Raw genomic sequence first — 23323 nt, forward strand, 5'->3', positions numbered from 1 at the left:
CCAGGGGATGATCTGGGAGGGGGCCGTATCTGGCAGACTCTGTGTCCATGGGCGAATCGACCGTGACAACCAGGGAAGGCCACGACCGGGCCGCTCCACATTCCGTCACGGACGACACGGCGGAGGGGAACGGCCACGTGGTCAGGGGACTCCTGCGTCGAGTACGCACTCCGCGCCGGCCACGGCTCTGGTTCGAGATCCTTCTGATCGCGGTCAGTTACTGGACGTACTCGATGATCCGCAACTCCGTGCCGGAGCAGAAGGCCGAGGCGCTGCGCAACGCGGACTGGCTCTGGAAGACCGAGCACACCCTGGGCATCGCCGTCGAGGAGTCGGTCAACCACGCGATCAACTCGGTGACTTGGCTGATCGTGGGCATGAACTACTACTACGCGACGCTGCACTTCGTCGTCACTCTCGGTGTTCTGGTGTGGCTGTACCGCAGTCACCCAGGCCGGTACGCGGCGACACGGCTGACCCTCTTCGCGACCACGGTGGTGGCCCTGGTCGGTTACTACCTGTATCCGCTGGCCCCGCCCCGGCTGATGAACGGCGGCGACTTCGTCGACACGGTGATGGTCCACCACACCTGGGGTTCGATGGCCTCCGGCGACCTCAAGCACATGTCGAACCAGTATGCGGCGATGCCGTCGATGCACATCGGCTGGTCCACCTGGTGCGGTCTGACGATCTTCGCCCTGGCGAGTGTCCCGTGGGTGCGGGTTCTGGGGCTGCTCTACCCGGTGGCCACCCTGGTGGTGATCGTCGCCACGGCCAACCACTTCTGGCTGGACGCGGTGGGCGGCCTGATGTGCCTGGCCTTCGGCTTCATGGTGGCCCGTCTCTGGTACGGCAGGCTTCCTTATGCCCTGCCGAAACTGGTCCCGGTACAGGGGCGGGGCGGCCCGCTGCTCCCGGTCAAGCCGTGACCGCGCCGGGCGAGCCGGGCCCGGTTTCCCACGCCGACGTTCCCCACGCCGGCAATCCCTACATCGACGCCCCGTAGAACAGCGTCTCGACGACCCCGCGTGCCCGCCGGGTGGTCCGCCGGTACGCGTCGATCATGTCGCCGACATGACCCGGCCCGTACCCCAGATACCGGCCCACCGCGCCCAGTTCCCGCCCGTCCGAGGGGAAGGTGTCCCCGGCCCTGCCGCGCACCAGCATCACGGCGTTGCGCACCCGGGTGGCCAGGACCCACGCCTCGTCCAGTATGGCCGCGTCCTCCCCGGAGACCAGTTCGGCGGCGCAGGCGGCGGCGAGTGCCTCCCGGGTACGGGTCGTCCGCAGGCCCGGTTCGACCCACCCGTGCTGGAGCTGCAGCAACTGGACGGTCCACTCCACGTCCGAGAGACCGCCCCGCCCGAGCTTGGTGTGCAGGGTCGGATCGGCGCCCCGGGGCATCCGCTCCGACTCCATACGTGCCTTCAGGCGCCTGATCTCGCGCACCGCGTCGTCGCCGAGCCCCTCCGCCGGGTAGCGCAGCGGATCGATCAGCTCGATGAAGCGGCGCCCCAGGTCCAGGTCCCCGGCGACGACTTCGGCCCGCAGCAGCGCCTGGGACTCCCAACCGAGGGACCAGCGGCGGTAGTACGCCTCGTACGACGTCAGGGTCCGGACCAGCGGCCCCGACTTGCCCTCCGGGCGCAGATCCGCGTCGATGAGCAACGGCGGGTCGGCGCTGGGGGCTTGGAGGAGGCGCCGCATCTCGGAGACCACGGCGTTCGCCGCTTTGGCGGCCTCGTGCTCGTCGACGCCCTCCCGGGGTTCGTGCACGAACAGGACGTCGGCGTCTGAGCCGTAGCCCAGCTCGTGGCCGCCGAAGCGGCCCATGCCGATCACCGCGAACCGGGTGGGCAGGGTGTCCCCCCAGCCGTCCCGCACGACCGCCCGCAGTGTCCCGGCCAGGGTCGCCGCCGTGATGTCGGAGAGCGCGCCGCCGACCCGGTCCACCAGGGCACCCTGGTCGGCCTCGGCGGGCGACTGCTCGGTGCCGTAGGAGCCGACGATGTCGGTGGCGGCCGTACGGAACAGCTCGCGCCGCCGGACCCCGCGCGCCGCGTACACGCCCTGTTCGCCGGTCTCGGAGCGCCCGACAGCGGCCAGTATCTCCTGCTCCAGGTGGGCGCGTTGGCGCGGCGCCAGCCCGTCCGCGTCGCCGTCACCGAGCAGCGCGACGGCCTCCGGGGCCCGCATCAGCAGGTCGGGGGCGAGGCGTCCGGCGGACAGGACCCGTGCCAGGTTCTCGGCGGCGGCCCCCTCGTCCCTCAACAGCCGTAGATACCAGGGGGTTCGGCCCAGCGCGTCCGACACCTTGCGGAAGTTGAGCAGTCCGGCGTCCGGGTCGGCGGAGTCGGCGAACCAGCCCAACAGGACGGGCAGTAGCGTCCGTTGGATGGCCGCCTTGCGGCTCACCCCGCTGGCCAGCGCCTCAAGGTGCCTGAGGGCGGCGGCCGGATCGGCGTACCCGAGCGCGACCAGTCGCTCCCGGGCCGCGCCGGTGCTCAACCTGGTTTCACCCGGGGCGAGTTGGGCGACCGCGTCGAGCAGTGGCCGGTAGAAGAGCTTCTCGTGCAACCGCCGTACGACGGACGCGTGCCGCTTCCACTCCCGGTTCAGCTCGGCCACCGGGTCGGTGCGCAGCCCCAGCGAGCGCCCGATACGCCGCAGATCGGCCTCGTCCTCGGGCACGAGGTGGGTGCGGCGCAGCCGGAACAGCTGGATCCGGTGCTCCATCGACCGCAGGAAGCGATAGGCGTCGTCGAGCTGCACGGCGTCCGCGCGTCCGACGTACCCGCCGGCGGCGAGGGCGTTCAGCGCGTCCAGGGTGGTTCCGCTGCGCAGCGAGGTGTCGGCCCGACCGTGCACCAACTGGAGCAGCTGGACGGCGAATTCGACGTCCCGCAACCCGCCGGGCCCGAGCTTCAGCTCCCTGTCCACCTCGGCGACGGGAATGTTCTCGATGACGCGGCGGCGCATCTTCTGCACGTCGACGACGAAGTTGTCGCGCTCGGCGGCGTGCCAGACGAGGGGGGCGAGCGCGGCGACGTACGCCTCCCCCAGCTCCAGGTCGCCGGCGACCGGGCGGGCCTTCAACAGGGCCTGGAACTCCCAGGTCTTGGCCCAGCGCTGGTAGTAGGCGAGATGGCTGCTGAGGGGACGCACCAGCGGACCGTTGCGGCCCTCGGGGCGCAGATTGGCGTCGACGGGCCAGATGCTCCCCTCGATGGTGGTCTCGGAGCAGATCCGCATGAGATGCGAGGCGAGCCGGGTGGCGGCCTGCAGCGCCTTCCCCTCGTCGGCGCCTTCGACGGCCTCACCGACGAAGATGACGTCGACGTCGGACACGTAATTGAGCTCGTGGCCACCGCACTTGCCCATGGCGACGACGGCGAGCCGGCAGATCGCGGCGTCGTCGGGCGCGGCGGTGCGGGCGATGGTGAGGGCGGCGCGCAGGGTCGCGGTGGCGAGGTCGGCCAGCTCGGCGGCGGTCTCGGCGACGTCGGTGGTGCCGCAGACGTCTCGGGCGGCGATGGACAGCAGGCAGCGCCGGTAGGCGACGCGCAGCGACACGGGGTCGGTGGCCTCGGCGAGCCCTCGCTCGAACTCCTCCACCCCGGGATGGAGATCCCGGGGCTCGTACATGACGAGGGCCTGCCAGTCGTGGGGATGCCGGATCAGATGGTCGGCGAGGGCGGCGGAGGCGCCGAGCACCCCGAGCAGCCGGTCGCGCAGCGGCTTGGCCGCTATCACCGTGTCCAGCAGCTCGTGCCGGGCGGTCCGGCCGTCCTGCGCCTCGGCGAGCCGGACGAGCCCGAGCAGCGCGAGATCCGGGTCGGCGGTCGCGCCCAGCGCATCGAGCAGCACCGGGTCGTCGCGCATCGGCGCGAGCTCGACGCTGTCGAGGAGCCGCTCGGCGGCGGAGGGATCGGTGAAACCGTGCCGCAGCAGCCGCGTGAAGGTACTGCTCCTGCGCCCCGGCGCCATCATCCTGGGCCTTCCCGTCGGACCATCGGATCAAGGTCGTACGCCCACGAGCGTAACCGGAGAGACGTCGGGAAGCGCCGGGCGGACCGGAACGTACCTTCGGGCCACCGACCTGGTCGTTTCGGTGGCGCTCCGCCCGGTTTTCGGCTTCGGTGAGGGGAGCCGACGTGAACGCGATCTGGAGGACCAGCGATGCAGTACACGCTCGAAGTCGTCCCGCTGCCCGTGAGTGACATCGACCGGGCCCGGGACTTCTACCGTGACAAGGCCGGCTTCCACGTGGACATCGACCAGGAGGTCATGCCGGGGATGCGCATCGTCCAGCTCACGCCCCCGGGCTCGGGCTGTTCGATCGCCCTGGGCGACACCATCTGGGAGACGATGGACGGCCCGACGCCCGCACCGGGCTCGTACCAGGGCCTCCAGCTCTGCGTCCCCGACATCAAGGCGGCCCACGCCGAGCTGCTCGAACGGGGCCTGGAGGTGTCGGAGCCGGTGCAGTACTCACCCGGCGACGGCGCCACATTCATGTACTTCAAGGACCCCGACGGCAACGGCTGGGCAATCCAGGAATACCGCCAACGAGCAACGAAGCCGCTGCACGCCCTACTGACAGAAACGGCAACGCGCCCCTAAGGGAGGCGCAGCCCCCTTAGGGGCGCGGGGAACTGCGCGACAAGCCCCCCACGGGCCGCGACTGTGGTCACGGCCCGTAGCGGAGCGTCAAAGCACCGGCAGGTTCTTCCGCAGCTCGAACGCGGTGACCTCGCTGCGGTACTCCTCCCACTCCTGGCGCTTGTTACGCAGGAAGAACTCGAACACGTGCTCGCCGAGCGTCTCGGCGACCAGTTCGCTGCGCTCCATGAGGGACAGCGCCTCGCCCAGGTTCTGCGGAAGCGGCTCGATGCCCATCGCGCGGCGCTCCGCGTCCGAGAGGGCCCAGACGTCGTCGTCGGCGCCCGGAGGCAGCTCGTAGCCCTCCTCGATGCCCTTGAGGCCGGCGGCCAGCAGGACGGCGTAGGCCAGGTACGGGTTCGCACCCGTGTCCAGGGAGCGGACCTCCACGCGCGCGGAGCCCGTCTTGCCGGGCTTGTACATCGGGACGCGGACCAGGGCCGAGCGGTTGTTGTGGCCCCAGCAGATGTACGAGGGGGCCTCGCCGCCGGCACCCGCGGTGCGCTCCGAGCCGCCCCAGATGCGCTTGTACGAGTTCACCCACTGGTTGGTGACCGCCGCGATCTCCGCCGCGTGCTTCAGCAGGCCCGCGATGAAGGACCGGCCCACCTTGGAGAGCTGGTACTCCGAACCCGACTCGTAGAACGCGTTGCGGTCGCCCTCGAAGAGCGAGAGGTGCGTGTGCATGCCGCTGCCGGGGTGCTCGGAGAACGGCTTCGGCATGAACGTCGCGTTGACGCCCTGCTCCAGCGCCACCTGCTTCATGACCAGGCGGAACGTCATGATGTTGTCCGCCGTGGACAGCGCGTCCGCGTACCGCAGGTCGATCTCCTGCTGGCCGGGGGCGCCCTCATGGTGGGAGAACTCGACCGAGATGCCCATGGACTCCAGCATCGTGATCGCCTGGCGGCGGAAGTCCTGGCCGACGTGGGTCGGGGTGTGGTCGAAGTAGCCGGAGTTGTCGGCCGGGGTCGGGCGGCTGCCGTCCAGCGGCTTGTCCTTCAGGAGGAAGAACTCGATCTCCGGGTGGGTGTAGAACGTGAAGCCCAGGTCGGAGCCGCGCGTGAGGGCGCGCTTGAGGACGTAGCGCGGGTCCGCGAAGGACGGCGAGCCGTCCGGCATGAGGATGTCGCAGAACATCCGGGCGGTGCCGGGGGCCTCCGCGCGCCAGGGGAGGATCTGGAACGTCGACGGGTCGGGCTTGGCGATCATGTCGGACTCGTATACGCGAGCGAATCCCTCGATCGCGGAGCCGTCGAAACCGATGCCCTCGTCGAAGGCCTGCTCCAGCTCGGCCGGGGCCACGGCGACGGACTTGAGGAAGCCCAGCACGTCCGTGAACCACAGCCGGACGAACCGGATGTCACGCTCCTCCAACGTCCGGAGCACGAACTCCTGCTGCTTGTCCATCTTCCGCTTCCCCATCCTTGCTGGTCAGGCCGCCTGTCTCCCGCACCACGGAAGGCGGTCGGGCACCCGAGCATGACACCACAACAGCATTTCATGCGCGTTGCGCACCTTGATCGTCCAGCCGACGCCCGAGTGAACGCCTCGCGTACGGCAAGTGTCACGCTCTGCCCCTCATCTTGCCTGGTCGCGACGACATGCGTAATGGGTGACCGCGGACCGGAACCGTTGCGGGCGGTCGCGGATTACGATCAGTGGCCACGGATTACGATCAGAGACGGATCAGCCGACCGGCCAACCGACCGCCCCTTTCCCCAGAAGGATCGATCCCATGGGTTCCGCCAAGAAGAGCGCCAAAGACAGTGGCAGCGCGGCGCGCAAGGCGCGCATAGAGGAGATGCGGCGCGCCGAGCGCTCGCGTGAGCGCCGGAACCGGATCCTCACGATCGGTGTGAGCGTCGTCATAGTGGCCGGCCTGGTCGTCGGCGCGACGGTCCTCGTGAAGTCGCAGTCCGACGACAGTGACACCGCGGCGAGCGACTCCAAGGGCACGGGCAAGTTCGTCACCGGCGCGGACGGCGTGAAGACCTGGGACAAGAAGCTCACCCAGAACCACGTCACCAAGACCGTGAACTACCCGATGGAGCCCCCGGTCGGCGGTGACCACAACCAGGTCTGGATGAACTGCAACGGCGACGTCTACACCAAGGCGCTCAACAACATGAACGCCGTGCACTCGCTGGAGCACGGGGCCGTCTGGGTGACGTACAACAGCAAGGCGGCGAAGAGCGACATCGACGCGCTCGCGGCCAAGGTGAAGAAGACGCCGTACACGCTGATGAGCCCGGACGACAAGCAGGCGGATCCGATCATGCTCTCCGCCTGGAGCAAGCAGCGCACGGTGACCAGCGCCAAGGACCCGAACGTGGACAAGTTCTTCGAGGAGTTCGTCCAGGGCAAGCAGACGCCCGAGCCGGGTGCCGCCTGCACGAACGGGCTGTCGCAGTGAAGCGGGCGCCCCTGATCGCCGCTGCCGCCGTGACGGCGCTCGTCGCGGCCGGCGCGATCACGTACGCGGTCGCCGACGGCGACGACGCCGGGACGACGGCGCCCGCCGCCGACTCGGCGGACGCCGGGTTCGCCCGTGACATGGCGGTCCACCATCAGCAGGCCGTCGAGATGTCGTACATCGTGCGCGACCGGACGACCAACGAGGAGATCCGGCGGCTCGCGTACGACATCTCACAGACGCAGGCCAACCAGCGCGGCATGCTGCTGGGCTGGCTCGACCTGTGGGAGCTGCCGAAGGTGTCCTCGGACGCGCCGATGACCTGGATGGACATGGCGGGCATGGCCGACGGCAAGGACGGCGCGCTGATGCCGGGCATGGCGACCAACACCGAGATGACGAAGCTGGGCAAGCTCGACGGCAAGCAGGCCGAGGTCTTCTATCTCCAGCTGATGACCAAGCACCACCAGGGCGGTATCCACATGGCGCAGGGCTGTGTGGAGCGGTGCGAGGTGGGGGTTGAGAAGCGGCTCGCGCAGGGCATGGTCAACGCGCAGGAGTCGGAGATCTCCCTGATGGCGGGGATGCTGAAGGAGCGCGGCGCGACGGCGACTTGATAGATTTGTCGATGTTTCGCCGTGGGACGTAAGCCTCAAATCGCTTGCGTATACGTTCCCTTGGGTGCTTCTTGGTACACCCATTCCCCAAGGATTCCCCTGGCATGAACAGTTCATCGCGAGAGTGGCCAGCGGCGAGTGATCACTCGTCTTGCTCGCGTTGAACCGCATCAGGGGGTTCCATGAGATCCAACCGCGCCATCAAGCGCGCCGGTGTGAGCCTGGCAGCGACACTGCCTCTGCTCGCCGGCGCGCTGGCGCTCGGCATTCCCGCGGCCCATGCCGCGGACGCCCCGGGCCGGGACACGCTCGCCGGCACCAGGCCCGCGTGGGCCACCGCCAAGGCGGACAAGGGCGCCACGCCCGACAGCTCCAAGGTGTCCGCCCGGGTGTATCTCGCCGGCCGGGACGCCAACGGACTGACCGCGTACGCGAAGGCCGTGTCCGACCCGAAGTCCGCCTCGTACGGCAAGTACCTCACCGCGGCGCAGGTCCAGCAGCGCTTCGGGGCCTCCCCGGCCCAGGTCGCCGCCGTCAAGGCGTGGCTGACGGCGTCGGGCCTCAAGGTCACCGGTGTCACGGCCCACTACGTCACGGTGACCGGTGACGTGGCGGCAGCCGAGAAGGCCTTCAGTACGCAGCTGCACAACTACGCCAAGGGCAAGAAGACCTACCGTGCCCCGGCGAAGGCCGCGTCCGCGCCGGAGAGCCTGAAGGGCGCCGTCCTGACCGTCACGGGTCTGGACAACGCCCCGCACACGGCGACCCACGACGACACGCTGCCGGCGCCGGAGACGGTGTTCCGCAACTCGGGTCCGTTCTCCACGTACTACGGCTCGAACACCGCCGCCTCGCTGCCGACGGCGTACGGCGCGCAGATCCCGTACGCCGTCGAGGGCTACACGGGCAAGCAGCTGCGAGCCGCGTACGGCGCGGGCAGCTGGACCGGCAAGAAGGTGCGCGTCGCCATCACGGACGCCTACGCCTCGCCGTACATCGCCGGCGACGCCGCCACCTACGCGGGCAAGCACGGCGACGCCGACTACCGGAAGGGCCAGCTCAAGCAGGTCCTGCCGGCGAACTACCGGTACACCGAGGACTGCGGCGCCGCCGGCTGGTACGGCGAGGAGACCCTCGACGTCGAGGCCGTGCACGCGGTCGCGCCGGACGCCGACATCACGTACGTGGGCGCCGCGTCCTGCTTCGACGACGATCTGCTCGACTCGCTCGGCAAGATCGTCGACAAGCACCTCGCCGACATCGTCTCCAACTCGTGGGGCGACATCGAGGCCAACCAGACGCCGGACCTGGCCGCCGCCTACGACCAGGTGTTCAAGCTCGGCGCGGTCCAGGGCATCGGCTTCTACTTCTCCTCCGGCGACAACGGCGACGAGGTCGTCAACACCGGCCAGAAGCAGGTCGACACCCCGGCCAACTCGGCGTGGGTGACGGCGGTCGGCGGTACGTCGCTGGCGGTCGGCCGGGGCGACAAGTACCAGTGGGAGACCGGCTGGGGCACCGAGAAGGCCGCGCTGTCGGCGGACGGCAAGAGCTGGACGAACTTCCCGGGCGCCTACACCTCGGGCGCGGGCGGCGGCACCAGCGCGACCGTCGCGGAGCCCTTCTACCAGAAGGGCCTCGTCCCGGACTACCTGGCCAAGGCCAACAGCTCGAAGGGCAACCGGGTCGTCCCGGACATCGCGGCGATCGCCGACCCGAACACCGGCTTCAAGGTCGGCCAGACCCAGACCCTGCCGGCGGGTGGCGTCGCCTACGACGAGTACCGCATCGGCGGTACGTCGCTGGCGGCACCGGTGATCGCGGCCGTCCAGGCCCTGGCCCAGGAGGCGCGCGGCGGCAAGGCGATCGGCTTCGCCAACCCGGCGATCTACGCGACGTACGCCGCGCACGCGAAGGTCTACCACGACGTGACCGACAACCCCACGGGGTACGGACTCGCCGAGGCACGCGTCGACTTCGCCAACGGCTACGACTCCACGGACGGGATCCTCACCTCCGTCCGCAGCCTCGGCAAGGACAGCTCGCTGCAGGCCGTACGCGGCTACGACGACGTGACCGGCGTGGGCTCGCCCGCGAGCGGCTACGTCGAGTCGTACCGCCGCCGCTGAGACCAGGCGGCACGACCGAAGCCCGCCCCCGGAGCGTTCACCGTCCGGGGGCGGGCTCTTTTCGTCTTTGTCCGGGTCCCGCTCTGCCGACTCCCGCTACGCGCGCGGCGGCCGGGCTCCTCGCCCGCCTCGCTCCAGCAGGAGGAAGATCACGAAACCCGCGGCCAGCACGAGTGCGCCGCCGATCAGGAACGGAACGGGGGTGTACTCGTCCACACACGTCTGCCCGCCCGACGAGGAACTGCAGACGTTCCCCGGGCCGCCTCGGTTCAGGTACGCGAGGTAGAAGAGTGGCAGCGCCAGGCCCGCGAGACCTCCGACGGCGGCGTTCTGCGGCCCCTTCCGCAGCAGCAGCCCCGCGGCCACGGCGCCCACGACAAGGAACACCAGCCCCACCGACAGGATGGCGGCGAGCCCGGTGGCCAAGCACGCCCCCACCGCGAACCACGCCAGGAACCAACCCCAGCCCGACCTGCGAACCGCAGGTTCCACCTGTGCACTTTTGTACGCCATACCCCTTATTGAAGACGCGGTCATGACATCCCGGCAATGCACTTCACTGTCCCATTGCCCTGCCATCGTGGAGAGATGACCCGAAGCGCCTTGCCGCGGGCCCGACATGCGTCGTCCGACCGCCGAACCAGGAGCGGGACCCCGCCCGGGCGTGGGGCGACCCACACTCCGCACCACCCCATCGCGTCGCATTGACGATTACACTTGGCGGCGTGCCTCAACTACGCCTCGCCCTGAACCAGATCGACTCGCGCGTCGGCGACATCGCCGCCAACGCGGACTCGGTCCTCCGCTGGACCCGGCACTCCGCCGAGCAGGGAGCGCACCTCGTGGCGTTCCCGGAGATGGTGCTGACCGGGTACCCCGTCGAGGACCTCGCCCTGCGCTCCTCCTTCGTGGAGGCGTCCCGCGCGGCCCTGCGCTCACTCGCCACGCGCCTCGCCGACGAGGGCTTCGGCGAGCTGCCGGTGGTCCTCGGCTACCTCGACCGGTCCGAGACCGACCTGCCGAAGTTCGGCCGCCCGGCCGGCTCCCCGCGCAACGCGGGCGCGGTGCTGCACCGGGGCGAGGTGCTCCTGACCTACGCCAAGCACCACCTCCCGAACTACGGCGTCTTCGACGAGTTCCGCTACTTCGTGCCGGGCGACACCATGCCCGTACTGCGCGTGCACGGCGTCGACGTGGCGCTCGCCATCTGCGAGGACCTCTGGCAGGACGGCGGCCGGGTCCCGGCGGCGCGCTCGGCGAGGGCTGGTCTCCTGCTCTCGATCAACGCGTCCCCGTTCGAGCGCGACAAGGACGACACCCGCCTGGAACTGGTCCGCAAGCGCGCCCAGGAGGCGGGCTGCACGACCGCGTACCTCGCGATGGTCGGCGGCCAGGACGAGCTGGTGTTCGACGGCGACTCGATCGTCGTCGACAAGGACGGCGAGGTGATCGCACGGGCCCCGCAGTTCACGGAGGGCTGTGTGGTCCTCGACCTCGACCTGCCGGCCGCCCTGGCCGACGCCCCGACCGGCGTGGTGGACGACGGTCTGCGGATCGACCGCGTGGTCCTGTCCGAGAACCCGCTGCCGGCGTACGAGCCCGAGCTGACGGGCAGCTACGCGGAGCGCCTGGACGACGCCGAGGAGATGTACTCGGCGCTGGTGGTGGGCCTGCGGGCGTACGCGGTGAAGAACGGCTTCAGGTCGGTGCTGATCGGCCTGTCCGGCGGTATCGACTCGGCGCTGGTAGCGGCGCTCGCGTGCGACGCGGTGGGCGCGGAGAACGTGTACGGCGTGGCGATGCCGTCGAAGTACTCGTCCGACCACTCGATCGGCGACGCGGCGGAACTGGCCCGGCGTACGGGCCTCAACTTCCGTACGGTGCCGATCGAGCCGATGTTCGACGCGTATATGGGCTCGCTGGGGCTGACGGGCCTGGCGGAGGAGAACCTCCAGTCGCGGCTGCGGGGCACGATGCTGATGGCGATCTCCAACCAGGAGGGGCACATCGTGCTGGCGCCGGGCAACAAGAGTGAACTGGCCGTGGGGTACTCGACGTTGTACGGCGACTCGGTGGGCGCGTACGGCCCGATCAAGGACGTGTACAAGACGTCGGTCTTCCGGCTGGCCGAGTGGCGCAACAGGGCTGCCGCGGAACGGGGCGAGACTCCGCCGATCCCGGAGAACTCGATCACCAAGCCGCCGAGCGCGGAGTTGCGGCCTGATCAGGTGGACACGGACTCCCTCCCCGACTATCCGGTGCTCGACGCGATTCTCGAGCTGTACGTGGACCGGGACACGGGCGCCGACGCGATCGTGGCGGCCGGATACGACGCGGAACTGGTGACCCGGGTGCTGCGGATGGTCGACACGGCGGAGTACAAGCGGCGGCAGTACCCGCCGGGCACGAAGATCTCGGCGAAGGGGTTCGGCAAGGACCGGCGGCTGCCCATCACGAACGGGTGGCGGGAGTCGGTGTAGGAACATGATTCGCCCTGGCCACCTTCTATAAACGCAGCGCCACCTGAGGGGTGCCCGCATATAAAATGGCCCTGATATCACCTCGCAACCGCGAGACGCCATCAGGGCCTTAAAGTTCATTCCGTTGACTGCATGCAAAGTAGCGCAACCAGTCACGAACCAAATGGAACGAAGTCGACTCAGTCGCTGTGCCGGTTGATCCGGATGTCGATGGCGCTGGCGCCCCGACCGAACCCCCTATCAAGTAGCTGACTCTGCCCGAGGGCTGGGGAAACCGACGCGATCACCGACCGCGGAGTCGATCCTCAGCCCCGAGAGGCCCCCATCGCCAGACCAGCCTCGACGACCATGGCCGTAAACTCGGCCGTCTCGCGGCCCCGGCGTTCCGGGGCCGCGTCATAGGACGACGGCGCACCAGTGTCCTCGCGCACCCGCAACGCCTCGTGGACGATCGGGTGCCACCGCGGCTCGAAGGCGCTCAAGGCATACCGGCCGCCTCCGCTCTTCGACGTCAACGCTCCCGTCGCCAGCAGGTGATGCAGCCGACTGACACCGAGGACGCACCATTCCGCGGCCCACTCCTGGGCGGCGTCCTCTGGGCTGTTCACCAGATCGTCCACGACACCAGCCCAGTAACCGACCAGGTTGCCATGGGTGAAGGCGCGCAACGCGTCGTCGTCGGTCCACATCTCCGCCTCGGTCAGGACCGGGCCACGGACCGTCACAGCGTGCCTGGCTAGCTCATGCCAGGCGACCGGGTTTACCCCCGACCGGCCAGCCGCGTCGAAGGCCCCGTTCTGGGTGCACGGCAGATCCGCACACTGTCCCGGCGGCTTGGCCAGGTCGTCCCGAACCAAGTGGACACCATCGAAGAACGGACGAGGATGCTGACGGCGCACGACCTCATGCGCAGCATCGAGAGCAGCAACCGCTCCGGCATCCGGGCGTTCCGCCAGCACGGCCACGAAGTCGACATCACTGCGCTCGGGGAAGAACTCACCGAAACCCAGAGAGCCGATCAAGTACAGCCCCTCGACCAGGCCAGGCGCAGAAGCATCGATGGCGGCCAGGAACGTGGACGTCGTCAGCTGAACTTCCTGCGGCAAGGACATGCCGGCCAACCTAACGAGCAGCATCGGCAGTGATCAAGACCCGCGGCCCGATCAGCCCGCCGACGCGGTCTCCTCCACGATCAAGCGAGGACCTGGGGAATTGCGGGACCACCAGGATGGGGAATTACGGGCTCTGTCGGAGATCTTGTGGTGACTGCCGTCGGCGGTCTGCGAACTGATCCGCTTGTGTGTGTACATCCGCGGCTGCACCTTGAGCACCGGCTCCAAAGGGCAGCCCTACTTCATCTTTCACTGCCAGGATGGATTGCGGCTCGGCAGCCAGGGGCCGAAGAGCGACTCGTACTCCTCTCCCGTCTCGACGGTGAGGATGAAGTCAGGCGTCGTGCCAGAGACCGCAGTATGGAGGCGAGTCAACAGGGACGGGACCGATTCGAGCTCCAAGCCCAGTGCCGCAGCCAGGCGTACTCGATCCGCTGAGGGGCCCCGAAGTTTCCGGACAGGCACCCAATAGGGTTGTCCTGGACAAGGAAACGAGGAAGAAGTGGCGCCACCCAGTAAGTACTCGCCGGAGTTCCGTGAGGAAGCCGTCCAGATCGCGTTGAGGTCGAGCAAGACGATCTCCGAAGTCGCCCGGGAGCTTGAGCTGAACTCGGAGACGCTACGCGGCTGGGTGAAGAAGCATCAGAAGCAGCAGGAACCGGCTCCCGACGCGGAACTGACGGTGAACGAGCGGGCACGCCTGAGGGAACTCGAACGACGTAACCGTGAGCTGGAGATGGAAAATTCTTTCCTGAAAAAAGCCGCAGCGTACTTCGCGAAGGATCCCCGGTAGCAGGCAAGTACGAGTTCATCGACGAGATGCGGCTCGACACCGAGGAGTACGCATACAGCGTCGAGTTCATGTGCGGTCGGCTCGGCGTATCCAGATCCGGCTACTACGACTGGAGATCCCGCCCGGAATCCGCGACAGTCCAGCGGCGCGAAGAATTGAAACTGCTCATCGAGAAGGTCTTCGACATGTCCGACAGCACCTACGGGCACCGGCGCGTCCAGGCCCAGCTGGACCGCTGGGGCGTCGCCGCGGGCGTGGAGCTGGTCCGCCGCCTCATGCGTGAACTGGACCTGGTGCCTTGCCAGCCACGCCCGAAGAGGTTCAACCTCACTCAGACTGCGGCTGGCTTGGTGCCAGACCTCGTCGGCCGCGACTTCACCGCGGCTGCGCCTGGTGAAAAGCTCGTCGGCGACATTACCTATATCGCGACCGGGGAAGGCTGGCTGTACCTCGCGACAGTCATCGACTGTTGCACGAAGGAAGTGATCGGCTACGCAATGGACGACCACTACCAAACTCCGTTGATATCCAGGGCGATCCGCAACGCGGCACGGAACAGGAAGCTCTCGGCCGGCGCGATATTTCACTCCGACCGGGGCAGCAACTACATGTCATCCGAGTTCGGGAGGACGCTCGACCGGTTCGGGCTCCGCAGATCATCTGGCCGCACCGGAATCTGTTTCGACAACGCCATGGCCGAATCATTTTTCGGCGCCCTGAAGAATGAGCGCGTATCAAGGGTGACTTACCTGACCCGCGAGGCCGCCCGGCAGGACATCACTCGCTACATCGAATTCTGGTACAATCGCAAGCGCCTCCACTCGGCGGTGGGTTACCGCCCTCCGCGCGAAGTCCACGCCGAGTACGAGAAGTTGCGAATCGCCGCATGAAATAGACGGTCAGAAGCCTGTCCGGAAACCGCGAGACCCCTCACCGCGCCGAACTCGGGTTGGTCCCTGAGCTCGTCATGGCAAAGGTGGTCGGCAGTAGTCTGCATGGTCGTCAGATCACCAGATCCAGAGAACTTCAGGCAGTCCCACCAGGACGGCAACCCAACAATGATCTCCAACGCCTCGGTCAGGCTCTGGCCGATCAAACCGGCTTGTCCTTCGGAGCTGGCATAGAGAACGGGCCGGCCCTTGCTGCCTTCACCACAGAGGAAGAATGTTCCGCCAGTGAAATCACCGGCAACACCCTGCAGAGCAAGCCCGGACGAGAGCCGGACAGACTCCCCGTGATCGTCACGCGAGAGATCAAACTCGCAGACGTGCCACAGCAGCTCGGCGAGACCGGAGTCCCGCCGTATCGAGTCCAGGATTTCCTCGTCACGAGTCACGCGGCGGACGATAGCAGTGGCACCTGAATGGTCGGGTGATCTCACGGGCCGAGGAGTATGCGTCGGCGAAGAAGGTCGAGGTTCGCGCGCCCATAGCCCATACGCTTGAGGAGTTTGGCCCTGGTCACGTGGCCTTCGACCTGGCCTGAGCTCCAGGGCGTCGACAGGCCGGCGGTGACTGCGTCTAGGTCTCGCTTCATGCCGTTGACCAGGGAGTGCAGAGCGGGCAGGTCATCGGTGAGGACGCGATCCATCCACGTGGGCAGGTCGTCGCCGCGCAGATCGCGCATCATGTCGGCGAAGGCGCGCACGTGGCGTGCCATGGCATCGAGGTGGGGGCAGGAGGCCCGGATCTCTTTGAGCTCGGCCGCGTCGGTCTCGGCGAGGTGTTCGGGGTTGGTCATGATCCAGCGGACGACGCGCCGGGGTTTCGGTGCGGGCCGCAGCTCGGGAGCGGGCGCGGGCGGGTTCTTCGGCTTGGGGCTGTGCGGCTTTTTGAAGGGGCGGAAGTAGCGGCGGACGCACTGGATGTCGCCGGTGAAGCCACGTGCGCGCAGTTCGCGGTGCAGCTGTGGGATGTCGTGGCAGCCCTCCGACCAGCGCATGTGCAGGTAGGGCTTGTGTTCGTCGAGGATGGATGCCCGGTTGATGGCCTTGACGAGCAGTTCGTCGAGATTCCGGGCACGGGCGAAGCGCCGGACGGTGGAGGGGTCCAGCCGTAGCTGGCGGCGGATCGCGGTCAGGGACTTGCCCTCGGACATCAGATGCTGCACCGCTGTGTACCGCTCGGTGGTGCGGGCCACGAGCCGCCTCGGGTGCCCGAGGACATCCCGGGTGCCGTCCGGCGGGACGAACGGCATCCCTTCCGACGGTGGCTCCGCCGTCCTTTTGAGAGCCGTGGCGGACTCCGTGACGGCCGGGGGTGTCGTGAACGCCGTGCGGATGCACTGGTGATGGGCACCGACCGTCTTCTCCACCGCTTCGGCGAGGTTGCGCAGCAGGTGCCAGGCGTCCGCCACCTGCCGGGCCTGCGGCGTCCCGGCGCAGCAGCGGCGTGTACCGGGCATGCGGGCTGGTCAGACCCTCGATCTGCTCGGCGAACGTCACCGCCGGGCACTGCGGATTGAGGCACTTGAACCGGCGCACCACGAGTTCGACCATGGCCGAGGCTCCGCCGATGGGCGCGTCAGCAAGCCGGCGCGCGTACCGGCCGTGCACACGCCACGACACCACCCCGCATCTTGGGCACCTCGCCGTAGGCACTGCAGAGTGAGCGCAGAACGTGACCGTTCCGGTCGCACGCTCGATCGACTCGACCACCACACCAGCTAAATGCGGCAGTAACCGCCCCAAAACCCCTGAACTGCACACTCGGTAGATGCCCCGCTCAGGCAGGTGACATCACAAGATCTCCGACAGAGCCGAATTACGTGACCGTCCACACTCGCGGTAGTCCGTGCCGACGAACACGCCCGCAGCCCCGCCCTCGACGGCAACAATCCGCATCCCAGACATGAAGATCGCGATCTACAGCTGGAGGACTAATCGCATCGTTCCCCGGCATCGCCAGGGGTACCGTTCTGGTGTCGAGTCAGAACGGAGCCCGGTATGCCCCCGCATATGGACGAGCACACGGCGCAGGAGATCGCGATTCCCGCCGAGTGGCCCCCGTCCCGGCTGGCGCATCACCACGCCGAGGTCGCGCGGGCGGAGATGTGGACGGGCCGCACCGACGCGGCGTTCAGGAGCCTGACGAGAGCACGCAAACTGGCGCCGCAGCAAACTCGATATCACCCCACGGTGCGCGAGACCTATGCCGGGCTGGAAGCGGCCAGGCGCAGGATGCCGGATACCTTCAACAACTTCGGTTCTTGGCTCAGTATGTGACATAGCGTCAAGCAAAGGCCGGGGCTATCAGCGATGTCTGATAGTTCCGACCTTCTACTGTCCCCATGATGTGGAAGTGCAAAGACCCCCGCGACCGTGCGACCGGTCCGGGGGCATGGCCCACCACTTCAAGGGAGTGATGAACATGGCCGAGCGTAGCGCTGCCGCGCTGCACTGGCTTCTGGCGTCCCTGGCGTTCTGGGGCCTCACCCGCCTGTTTCCACCAACCGGCACCCGGCGGAGGGCGTCGACGGCGATTCGAACCGTCGTAACGAACAAGAACGCAAGAGATCACGTGCGCCTGGCAACTCGGGAGAGTACTCAGCGCCGGTCCCCGTACAGCGCCGACAACGCACCCCTGGACGGTTCCGCATCCCGCCTCTCACGGCCGTACCTGCCCGACCTCGCCGATCAGGTATCCGAGGTCACCGCACCGCGTACGGCCCGTGTACGGCCGTACTGGAAAGCGGGCGAACACGTGTTGAGATGGCGGCGACGGCGCGTGCTGATGCTGGCGGCTCACTTGCGGCTCGACCTCGATACTCGCAACATGCAACCAGTCCTGACCGGGGGTGCCGTCCGATGACCGGCAGGAGGGTCAACTCGGCCGTACGGCAAGTCGAGTTGCCCATACTGCGCACCTACCGCCAGTGGTTTGAGCACACTCGCAGGTGCGCCGACTGCAAGAGCGTCCGCAAAGCGCAGCACGGTTGCGGAAGCGGACGGGAACTGTGGAATGCCTACCGCCTCGCATACGCCGGAGGCGAGCGATGATTCCGACGACTGCGAACACGAACCGGTGCGAGAAAGTTCGCGCCTCACTGTTCTACCGCGCCCCGATCCTCAGCGAGGTGGGGGCCTGTGTTCTCCCCCTTGGACACGTCGGGGATCACCGAGACCCGAAGGGCGGCACCTGGAATGTGATCCCGCTCTACCCGATGACCAACCTCGGCAGGGAGACGGACGAGTGACCCGCGCCCCCGAGCCGGCCTGGACGCCAGAACGCCCGTACGTCTCCGGCCGCTGCTCCATCGGCACCCATGGCGTGTGCCAGGACGCGGAGCCCCGGGAGAGCGGCTTTCCCGGACTGCGCTACCTGGTGTGCACGTGCTGTTGCCACCGTCCGGGGCCGTTCCCTGCGAACGGCGTCAGTTCGTGAATTGCTGCGTCGGCAAGCGGAGCTGATTCCGCACACGCACGAGGCCCAGTAGCTGATCGCCGTCGCCGACGAACGCGGCGGCGATCAGCCGTACCGCCCTCCCCTACCTGTTGCCTGCGGCCCGGCCGATATGGGCCCGCAGCAGCTTCACCGCCAGGTCGTGGCCGTAGTGTTCGGCCATATCCATGGGACTGCGACCGGCTGGATCCGCGAGCTCCGGAGCAGCCCCGAAAGCCAGCAGCACAGCAGTGGTGTGCACAGTCGGCGGTGGGCCGCTCTGCAGACAACCATCGCCCTCGGCGTCAATCGCATGTGTCAGCAGCGTCATGTCGCCGAAGACCTCGTCGGGGTCGGACCCGTCGCCCAGCAACCGCGCCAGGGTCTCCGCGTCCTCGTGCTCGACCGCGCGATGGGCGGGCGTCCAATAGTCACTCACCGAGGCATTCAATCGCCACCACAGCCCGCCCGCCAGCGACTGTCCCCGCCACCAGTCACTATTGAGCCGGCGTCTACGTTGCCGGGGCGCGGGCCTGGACTGAAGAAGCAGCGGGGGCGGGGCGGACCTCCCCCGAAGCCGTGGCGTCGTTCACCGCTACTGGTTCGGAATTTCGAGCAACTCATTTGGTTCGGCATTTCGATCAAAAATCGTTCGACATTTCGACCTTCTCCCAAAGCCCCCCTTTCCTGCACGAAAACTTGACGACTTATTGGCCAGCGTTTGACGACTTGTTAGCGCTCGCATGTGACTCATGCCGGAAACATTGACGCAACTTCACCCCGAAGCCATACTGGCGGCCACCTGACCTCCAGGTATATTCCCACCCGCCGTCCGAAGTGCCGCGCAGGCGCCTTCACTTAAGCGTCACCATTGTTAGCGCTCACATCCTGTCCCGCCCCCAGGGACAGGGGTTTTCCTCCACCCCCGCGACGAAGCTCCGCTGTATTTATCCCCCTCCGCGCAGCGGCACCTTCGGGTATTCGTCGTGCCCTACAGGAACGGAGATCAACGGTGATTTCTCTTTCACCTCGCCAACGCCTCAGAGGAATACTCCTCTCGGTCGGCGCGATCATCGCGGTCGTCGCCGGCCTGCTGGTCGGCGCCGCCGGCCCGTCCCAGGCCGCGACCTCACTCCCGTGCGACATCTACGCCGCGGCCGGCACTCCCTGCGTCGCCGCGCACAGCACCACCCGCGCGCTCTACGCCTCGTACAGCGGCGCCCTCTACCAGGTCAAGCGGGCCTCGGACTCGGCGACGACCAACATCAACACCCTCAGCGCGGGCGGCTACGCCAACGCCGCCGCGCAGGACACCTTCTGTTCCGGCACGACGTGCGTCATCACGCAGCTCTACGACCAGAGCCCCCAGCACAACAACCTCACCGTCGAAGGCCCCGGCGGCAACGGCGGCCAGGACGTCGGCGCCATCGCCAACGCGCTGCCGGTGACGGTCGGCGGGCACGCCGCCTACGGGATCTTCGTGTCGGCCGGCGTCGGCTACCGCGACAACAGCACCTCGGGCATCGCCACCGGCAGCCAGCCCGAGGGCATGTACATGGTGACCAGCGGCCACCATGTGAACAACCGCTGCTGCTTCGACTACGGCAACGCCGAGACGTCCGGCAACGACACCGGCAACGGCCACATGGACGCGCTCAACTTCGGTACGGAGTGCTGGTTCTCGTGCTCCGGCGCCGGATCGGGCCCCTGGGTCGAGGCGGACCTGGAGAACGGGCTCTTCTTCGGAGCGAACGGCTCCTACCCGAGCAACACCGGCAACAGCAGCGAGTTCGTCACGGCTCTGCTGAAGAACAACGGCACGACGACCTACGCCCTCAAGGGCGGCAACGCACAATCGGGGTCATTGACCACCTGGTACAACGGGGCCCTGCCCAACCTGGGCGGCTACACCCCGATGCAGAAGGAGGGCGCCATCGTCCTCGGCACCGGCGGTGACAACAGCAACGGCTCCGACGGCTCCTTCTTCGAGGGCGTCATGACCGCCGGCTACCCGACCGACGCCGCCGACAACGCCGTACAGGCCAACATCACCTCCGTCGGCTACACCACCCCGGCCGCCACCTTCCCCGTCGCCGGCACCGCCTACCGGCTGACCAACACCAACTCGGGCAAGGTGCTGGACGCGGTGAACTGCGGTACCGCCAACGGGACTTCGATCGACCTCTGGGCCTCGCTCGGCAACACCTGCCAGCAGTGGAAGTTCGCCAGTGCGGGCAACGGCCACTACACCATCACCAACGTCAACAGCGGCACGGTCCTGGACGACAAGAACTGCGGCCAGTCCAACGGCACGGCCGTCCAGCTGTGGGCCTCACTCGGCAACAACTGCCAGCAGTGGGACGTCACCCACGTGGGCAGCCACTACACGATCAGCAACGTCAACACCGGCATGACCCTGGACGTGACCAACTGCGCGACGGCCAACGGCACGGCCGTCCGCCAGTGGCAGCAGCTCGACAACACCTGCCAGCAGTGGGACATCGCTCCCTGACGAGGGTCCCCCTCACCCCGGTGGCCTGCCGAGTGCCCACACCTCCGGCAGGCCATCGGTCTTCCCCCAGCCGGGCGTGGCACGGTACGGAGGGCACACGCACGCGGTCGGTACGATCACGGCATGACTGCCGACGAGCGCATCGGGCAAGCCGAACTCCTCTACGAACGTGCCGTGTTCGGCGGTGACAGCGGTGCGCTGGTGTCCGCCGGCCGGAACCTCGACGCGGTCGAGGCGGACCTCGCGCTGACCCGTGGCAAGGTGATCCACGCGCGCTTCCTGGAGGAACGGGCCGAGGACGTACGGGAGTTGGAGCTCTTCGAACGTGCGGCGGAGCTGTACGGGCTGCTCGGGGACGTCCGGAGCGAAGGGGAAGCCGTGTTCTGGGTAGGCACCTTCCATCAGGTGGTCCGCGACGACAACGGGACCGCCGTGCCCCTCTTCGAACGTGCCCTCGGCCTCGCCACCCGGGCCGGTGACCAACTGACGACGTCCTACGTCCTGCGGCACCTCGGCTTCGCCGACCACATGGCCCGCCGGCTGGACGAGGCCCGGGCGCGCTTCGAGGAGTCCACCCGTCTGCGCCGGGAGCTGGGATTCCTGCCGGGGGTCGCGGCGAACCTGATCGGGCTGGCCTACGTCGCCGCCCAGCAGGAACGGCGGGACGACGCGGCGGCACTGCTCAAGGAGGCGACGGAGCTCGCCGCGAGCACCGACTCCCACGGCGTGCTGCGGTGGGTGGCCGGAGCCCGCGAGGAGCTCGGCCTGGCCTGAGGTACGGCCGGTCGCCCGAAACGCCGGTCTGCAGCGGGGAGTTCGTGGGCACTGCGCAGACGGACGGCGCAACACCCCTCAGTGGTGCACCTTCTCCGCCCGCGCAGGCACGTGCGTCGCCACCACGCGCTCCCGTCCCGCCGACGGAGTCACCGCTCGTCGGTCCACCACGTACGCGACCCCCGCGACGCCCAGTCCCAGCACAGCCAGTCCCGCTCCCACCAGCGCCGGGGACGTCACGCCGAAGCCCGACGCCAGGGCGAGGCCGCCGATCCACGCTCCCCCGGCGTTGGCCATGTTGAAGGCCGCCTGGTTGGCCGAGGAGGCCAGGGACGGGGCCGTCGACGCCTTCTCCATCACCATCAGGTTGAGCGGTGAGCCCGTGACGAACGCCGCCATGCCGAGCAGCGTGACCGCCAGCGCCGCGCTCCACGGCGCGCTCATCAGCAGCGGGAACGCGCCCAGGACCACGATCAGCGACACCAGGCCGCCGAACAGGGTGCGCCGCATCGAGTGGTCCGCGAGGCGTCCGCCCAGCAGGTTGCCGATCGTCGCACCCACGCCGAACAGAGCCAGCAGCAGCGTCACGCTGGAGTCGGCGTACCCGGCGGAGTCCGTGAGCATCGGGGTGATGTAGCTGTACGCCGCGAACAGGGCGCCGAAGCCCGCCACCGTCGTACCGAGGGCCAGCCAGACCGGCAGCGACCGCAGGGCGGCCAGTTCGCCGCGCAGGCCGGCGACCGGGGTCTCCACCCGGGCCTGCGGGATCAGCAGCGCCAGCGCGACTATCGCCGCCACGCCGATGACGCTCACGCCGAGGAAGGTCGCCCGCCAGCCGAGCTGCTGGCCCATCGCCGTGGCCACCGGGACGCCGAGCACGTTCGCGACCGTCAGGCCCAGGAACATCAGGGAGACCGAGCGGGCCTTGCGTTCCGGGGCCACCATGGTCGTCGCCACCACCGCGCCGACGCCGAAGAAGGCGCCGTGCGGCAGTCCGCTGAGGAAGCGGGCGGCCAGGAGGTAGTCGTAGTCCGGTGCGAACGCGGACAGGGCGTTGCCCGCCACGAACAGGGCCATCAGGCCGATCAGGACCTTGCGGCGCGACATCCGGGCCGTGAGCGCCGCGAGCAGCGGGGCGCCGATGACGACGCCCAGCGCGTACGCCGAGACGAGGTGTCCGGCGGTCGGGATCGAGATGTTCAGGTCGTCCGCGACTTCGGGCAGCAGGCCCATCATCACGAACTCGGTCGTGCCGATGCCGAAAGCACCCACGGCGAGGGCGAGCAGGGCCAGGGGTGTGGTCCTGCGGGCGGGGGCGGACAGGGAGGTCGGCGTGGGCCGGGACATCAGAACAGCGGCCTTTCGAAGGGTGCGACGGGCACAGGTCCGTACAGTTTATGTTCAAGTACGGAACAAAGACTGCCACGCCCGGTATTCCGCCGGGTTACG

At 68.2% G+C, this 23323-nt stretch carries 17 protein-coding genes and 2 pseudogenes; 10 read left to right on the forward strand and 9 right to left on the reverse strand.

What is annotated here, in order from left to right:
• Nucleotides 1-47: 47 nt before the first annotated feature.
• On the forward strand, nucleotides 48-929 hold the full coding sequence (locus OG241_RS15395; RefSeq protein ID WP_405815926.1) for a phosphatase PAP2 family protein: 882 nt from the start codon (nucleotides 48-50) through the stop codon (nucleotides 927-929).
• Nucleotides 930-987: 58 nt separating this feature from the next.
• Here OG241_RS15395 and OG241_RS15400 read toward each other — a convergent pair whose 3' ends face one another.
• Nucleotides 988-3990, reverse strand: a complete 3003-nt coding sequence (locus OG241_RS15400) for a bifunctional [glutamine synthetase] adenylyltransferase/[glutamine synthetase]-adenylyl-L-tyrosine phosphorylase (protein WP_405815928.1) — start codon at nucleotides 3988-3990, stop codon at nucleotides 988-990.
• A gap of 189 nt (nucleotides 3991-4179) precedes the next feature.
• Here OG241_RS15400 and OG241_RS15405 point away from each other — a divergent pair, with 189 nt between their 5' ends.
• Nucleotides 4180-4623, forward strand: a complete 444-nt coding sequence (locus OG241_RS15405) for a VOC family protein (protein ID WP_405815929.1) — start codon at nucleotides 4180-4182, stop codon at nucleotides 4621-4623.
• Nucleotides 4624-4710: 87 nt separating this feature from the next.
• On the opposite strand, the gene OG241_RS15410 is transcribed toward OG241_RS15405, so the two are convergent.
• Nucleotides 4711-6072: a glutamine synthetase family protein gene (locus tag OG241_RS15410; RefSeq protein WP_006382314.1), complete on the reverse strand. Its 1362-nt coding sequence runs from the start codon at nucleotides 6070-6072 to the stop codon at nucleotides 4711-4713.
• A gap of 328 nt (nucleotides 6073-6400) precedes the next feature.
• Between OG241_RS15410 and OG241_RS15415 the strand changes: the two genes are divergently transcribed.
• From OG241_RS15415 to OG241_RS15425, 3 genes are all read left to right on the forward strand, one after another.
• On the forward strand, nucleotides 6401-7078 hold the full coding sequence (locus OG241_RS15415) for a DUF3105 domain-containing protein (protein ID WP_405815931.1): 678 nt from the start codon (nucleotides 6401-6403) through the stop codon (nucleotides 7076-7078).
• Complete coding sequence (locus OG241_RS15420; RefSeq protein ID WP_405815933.1) at nucleotides 7075-7695, forward strand: DUF305 domain-containing protein; 621 nt, start codon at nucleotides 7075-7077, stop codon at nucleotides 7693-7695. The genes OG241_RS15415 and OG241_RS15420 overlap by 4 nt, the downstream gene beginning before the upstream one ends.
• A 182-nt stretch (nucleotides 7696-7877) precedes the next feature.
• Nucleotides 7878-9824 (forward strand): protease pro-enzyme activation domain-containing protein, encoded by a 1947-nt coding sequence (locus OG241_RS15425; RefSeq protein ID WP_405815935.1) that lies wholly within the window; start codon nucleotides 7878-7880, stop codon nucleotides 9822-9824.
• A gap of 96 nt (nucleotides 9825-9920) precedes the next feature.
• Here the strand turns inward: OG241_RS15425 and OG241_RS15430 are convergent, their stop codons facing one another.
• Nucleotides 9921-10316: a hypothetical protein gene (locus OG241_RS15430; RefSeq protein WP_405815937.1), complete on the reverse strand. Its 396-nt coding sequence runs from the start codon at nucleotides 10314-10316 to the stop codon at nucleotides 9921-9923.
• A 233-nt stretch (nucleotides 10317-10549) separates the two neighbouring features.
• On the opposite strand from OG241_RS15430, the gene OG241_RS15435 reads away from it, so the two are divergent.
• The gene (locus tag OG241_RS15435; RefSeq protein WP_405815939.1) at nucleotides 10550-12304 is read left to right on the forward strand and encodes an NAD+ synthase; all 1755 of its coding nucleotides are present in this window, start codon (nucleotides 10550-10552) and stop codon (nucleotides 12302-12304) included.
• 305 nt (nucleotides 12305-12609) lie between these two features.
• On the opposite strand, the gene OG241_RS15440 is transcribed toward OG241_RS15435, so the two are convergent.
• Nucleotides 12610-13416: a hypothetical protein gene (locus tag OG241_RS15440; RefSeq protein ID WP_405815940.1), complete on the reverse strand. Its 807-nt coding sequence runs from the start codon at nucleotides 13414-13416 to the stop codon at nucleotides 12610-12612.
• A 502-nt stretch (nucleotides 13417-13918) separates the two neighbouring features.
• Here OG241_RS15440 and OG241_RS15445 point away from each other — a divergent pair.
• Nucleotides 13919-15099 (forward strand): IS3 family transposase gene (locus tag OG241_RS15445; RefSeq protein ID WP_405812709.1). Its coding sequence is split into 2 segments (ribosomal slippage): nucleotides 13919-14183 and nucleotides 14183-15099, totalling 1182 coding nucleotides; the frame shifts between segments, so codons are not numbered across the junction.
• Here OG241_RS15445 and OG241_RS15450 read toward each other — a convergent pair.
• The 3 genes and pseudogenes from OG241_RS15450 to OG241_RS15460 form a co-directional block, all read right to left on the reverse strand.
• Nucleotides 15042-15545: a hypothetical protein gene (locus OG241_RS15450; RefSeq protein ID WP_405815941.1), complete on the reverse strand. Its 504-nt coding sequence runs from the start codon at nucleotides 15543-15545 to the stop codon at nucleotides 15042-15044. The genes OG241_RS15445 and OG241_RS15450 overlap by 58 nt on opposite strands.
• Before the next feature lie 41 nt (nucleotides 15546-15586).
• Entirely contained in the window at nucleotides 15587-16612 is a 1026-nt protein-coding gene (locus OG241_RS15455; RefSeq protein WP_405815943.1) for a transposase, read from the reverse strand.
• 70 nt (nucleotides 16613-16682) lie between these two features.
• Nucleotides 16683-16916: pseudogene (locus OG241_RS15460) on the reverse strand (transposase family protein); the annotation flags it as partial.
• A gap of 273 nt (nucleotides 16917-17189) precedes the next feature.
• Here OG241_RS15460 and OG241_RS15465 point away from each other — a divergent pair.
• Nucleotides 17190-17432 (forward strand): annotated as a pseudogene (locus OG241_RS15465) (transcriptional regulator); the annotation flags it as partial.
• A gap of 1262 nt (nucleotides 17433-18694) precedes the next feature.
• On the opposite strand, the gene OG241_RS15470 reads toward OG241_RS15465, so the two are convergent.
• The gene (locus OG241_RS15470; protein WP_405815944.1) at nucleotides 18695-19027 is read right to left on the reverse strand and encodes an ankyrin repeat domain-containing protein; all 333 of its coding nucleotides are present in this window, start codon (nucleotides 19025-19027) and stop codon (nucleotides 18695-18697) included.
• Between the two features lie 573 nt (nucleotides 19028-19600).
• Between OG241_RS15470 and OG241_RS15475 the strand changes: the two genes are divergently transcribed.
• The gene (locus OG241_RS15475) at nucleotides 19601-21100 is read left to right on the forward strand and encodes an arabinofuranosidase catalytic domain-containing protein (RefSeq protein WP_405815946.1); all 1500 of its coding nucleotides are present in this window, start codon (nucleotides 19601-19603) and stop codon (nucleotides 21098-21100) included.
• A gap of 123 nt (nucleotides 21101-21223) precedes the next feature.
• The gene (locus OG241_RS15480) at nucleotides 21224-21874 is read left to right on the forward strand and encodes a tetratricopeptide repeat protein (RefSeq protein WP_405815947.1); all 651 of its coding nucleotides are present in this window, start codon (nucleotides 21224-21226) and stop codon (nucleotides 21872-21874) included.
• Between the two features lie 78 nt (nucleotides 21875-21952).
• Here OG241_RS15480 and OG241_RS15485 read toward each other — a convergent pair whose 3' ends face one another.
• The gene (locus OG241_RS15485) at nucleotides 21953-23221 is read right to left on the reverse strand and encodes an MFS transporter (protein WP_405815948.1); all 1269 of its coding nucleotides are present in this window, start codon (nucleotides 23219-23221) and stop codon (nucleotides 21953-21955) included.
• Nucleotides 23222-23323 lie beyond the last annotated feature (102 nt).

This window comes from Streptomyces sp. NBC_01390, assembly GCF_045040105.1.
GTDB lineage: Bacteria > Actinomycetota > Actinomycetes > Streptomycetales > Streptomycetaceae > Streptomyces.

What these genes read in the sequence shown, in the direction of transcription:
- OG241_RS15395 (WP_405815926.1), top strand. Translation starts at nt 48, where the DNA reads ATGGGCGAATCGACCGTGACAACCAGGGAAGGCCACGACCGGGCCGCT.
- OG241_RS15400 (WP_405815928.1), bottom strand. Translation starts at nt 3,990, where the DNA reads ATGATGGCGCCGGGGCGCAGGAGCAGTACCTTCACGCGGCTGCTGCGG.
- OG241_RS15405 (WP_405815929.1), top strand. Translation starts at nt 4,180, where the DNA reads ATGCAGTACACGCTCGAAGTCGTCCCGCTGCCCGTGAGTGACATCGAC.
- OG241_RS15410 (WP_006382314.1), bottom strand. Translation starts at nt 6,072, where the DNA reads ATGGACAAGCAGCAGGAGTTCGTGCTCCGGACGTTGGAGGAGCGTGAC.
- OG241_RS15415 (WP_405815931.1), top strand. Translation starts at nt 6,401, where the DNA reads ATGGGTTCCGCCAAGAAGAGCGCCAAAGACAGTGGCAGCGCGGCGCGC.
- OG241_RS15425 (WP_405815935.1), top strand. Translation starts at nt 7,878, where the DNA reads ATGAGATCCAACCGCGCCATCAAGCGCGCCGGTGTGAGCCTGGCAGCG.
- OG241_RS15440 (WP_405815940.1), bottom strand. Translation starts at nt 13,416, where the DNA reads ATGTCCTTGCCGCAGGAAGTTCAGCTGACGACGTCCACGTTCCTGGCC.
- OG241_RS15455 (WP_405815943.1), bottom strand. Translation starts at nt 16,612, where the DNA reads ATGCCCGGTACACGCCGCTGCTGCGCCGGGACGCCGCAGGCCCGGCAG.
- OG241_RS15480 (WP_405815947.1), top strand. Translation starts at nt 21,224, where the DNA reads ATGACTGCCGACGAGCGCATCGGGCAAGCCGAACTCCTCTACGAACGT.
- OG241_RS15485 (WP_405815948.1), bottom strand. Translation starts at nt 23,221, where the DNA reads ATGTCCCGGCCCACGCCGACCTCCCTGTCCGCCCCCGCCCGCAGGACC.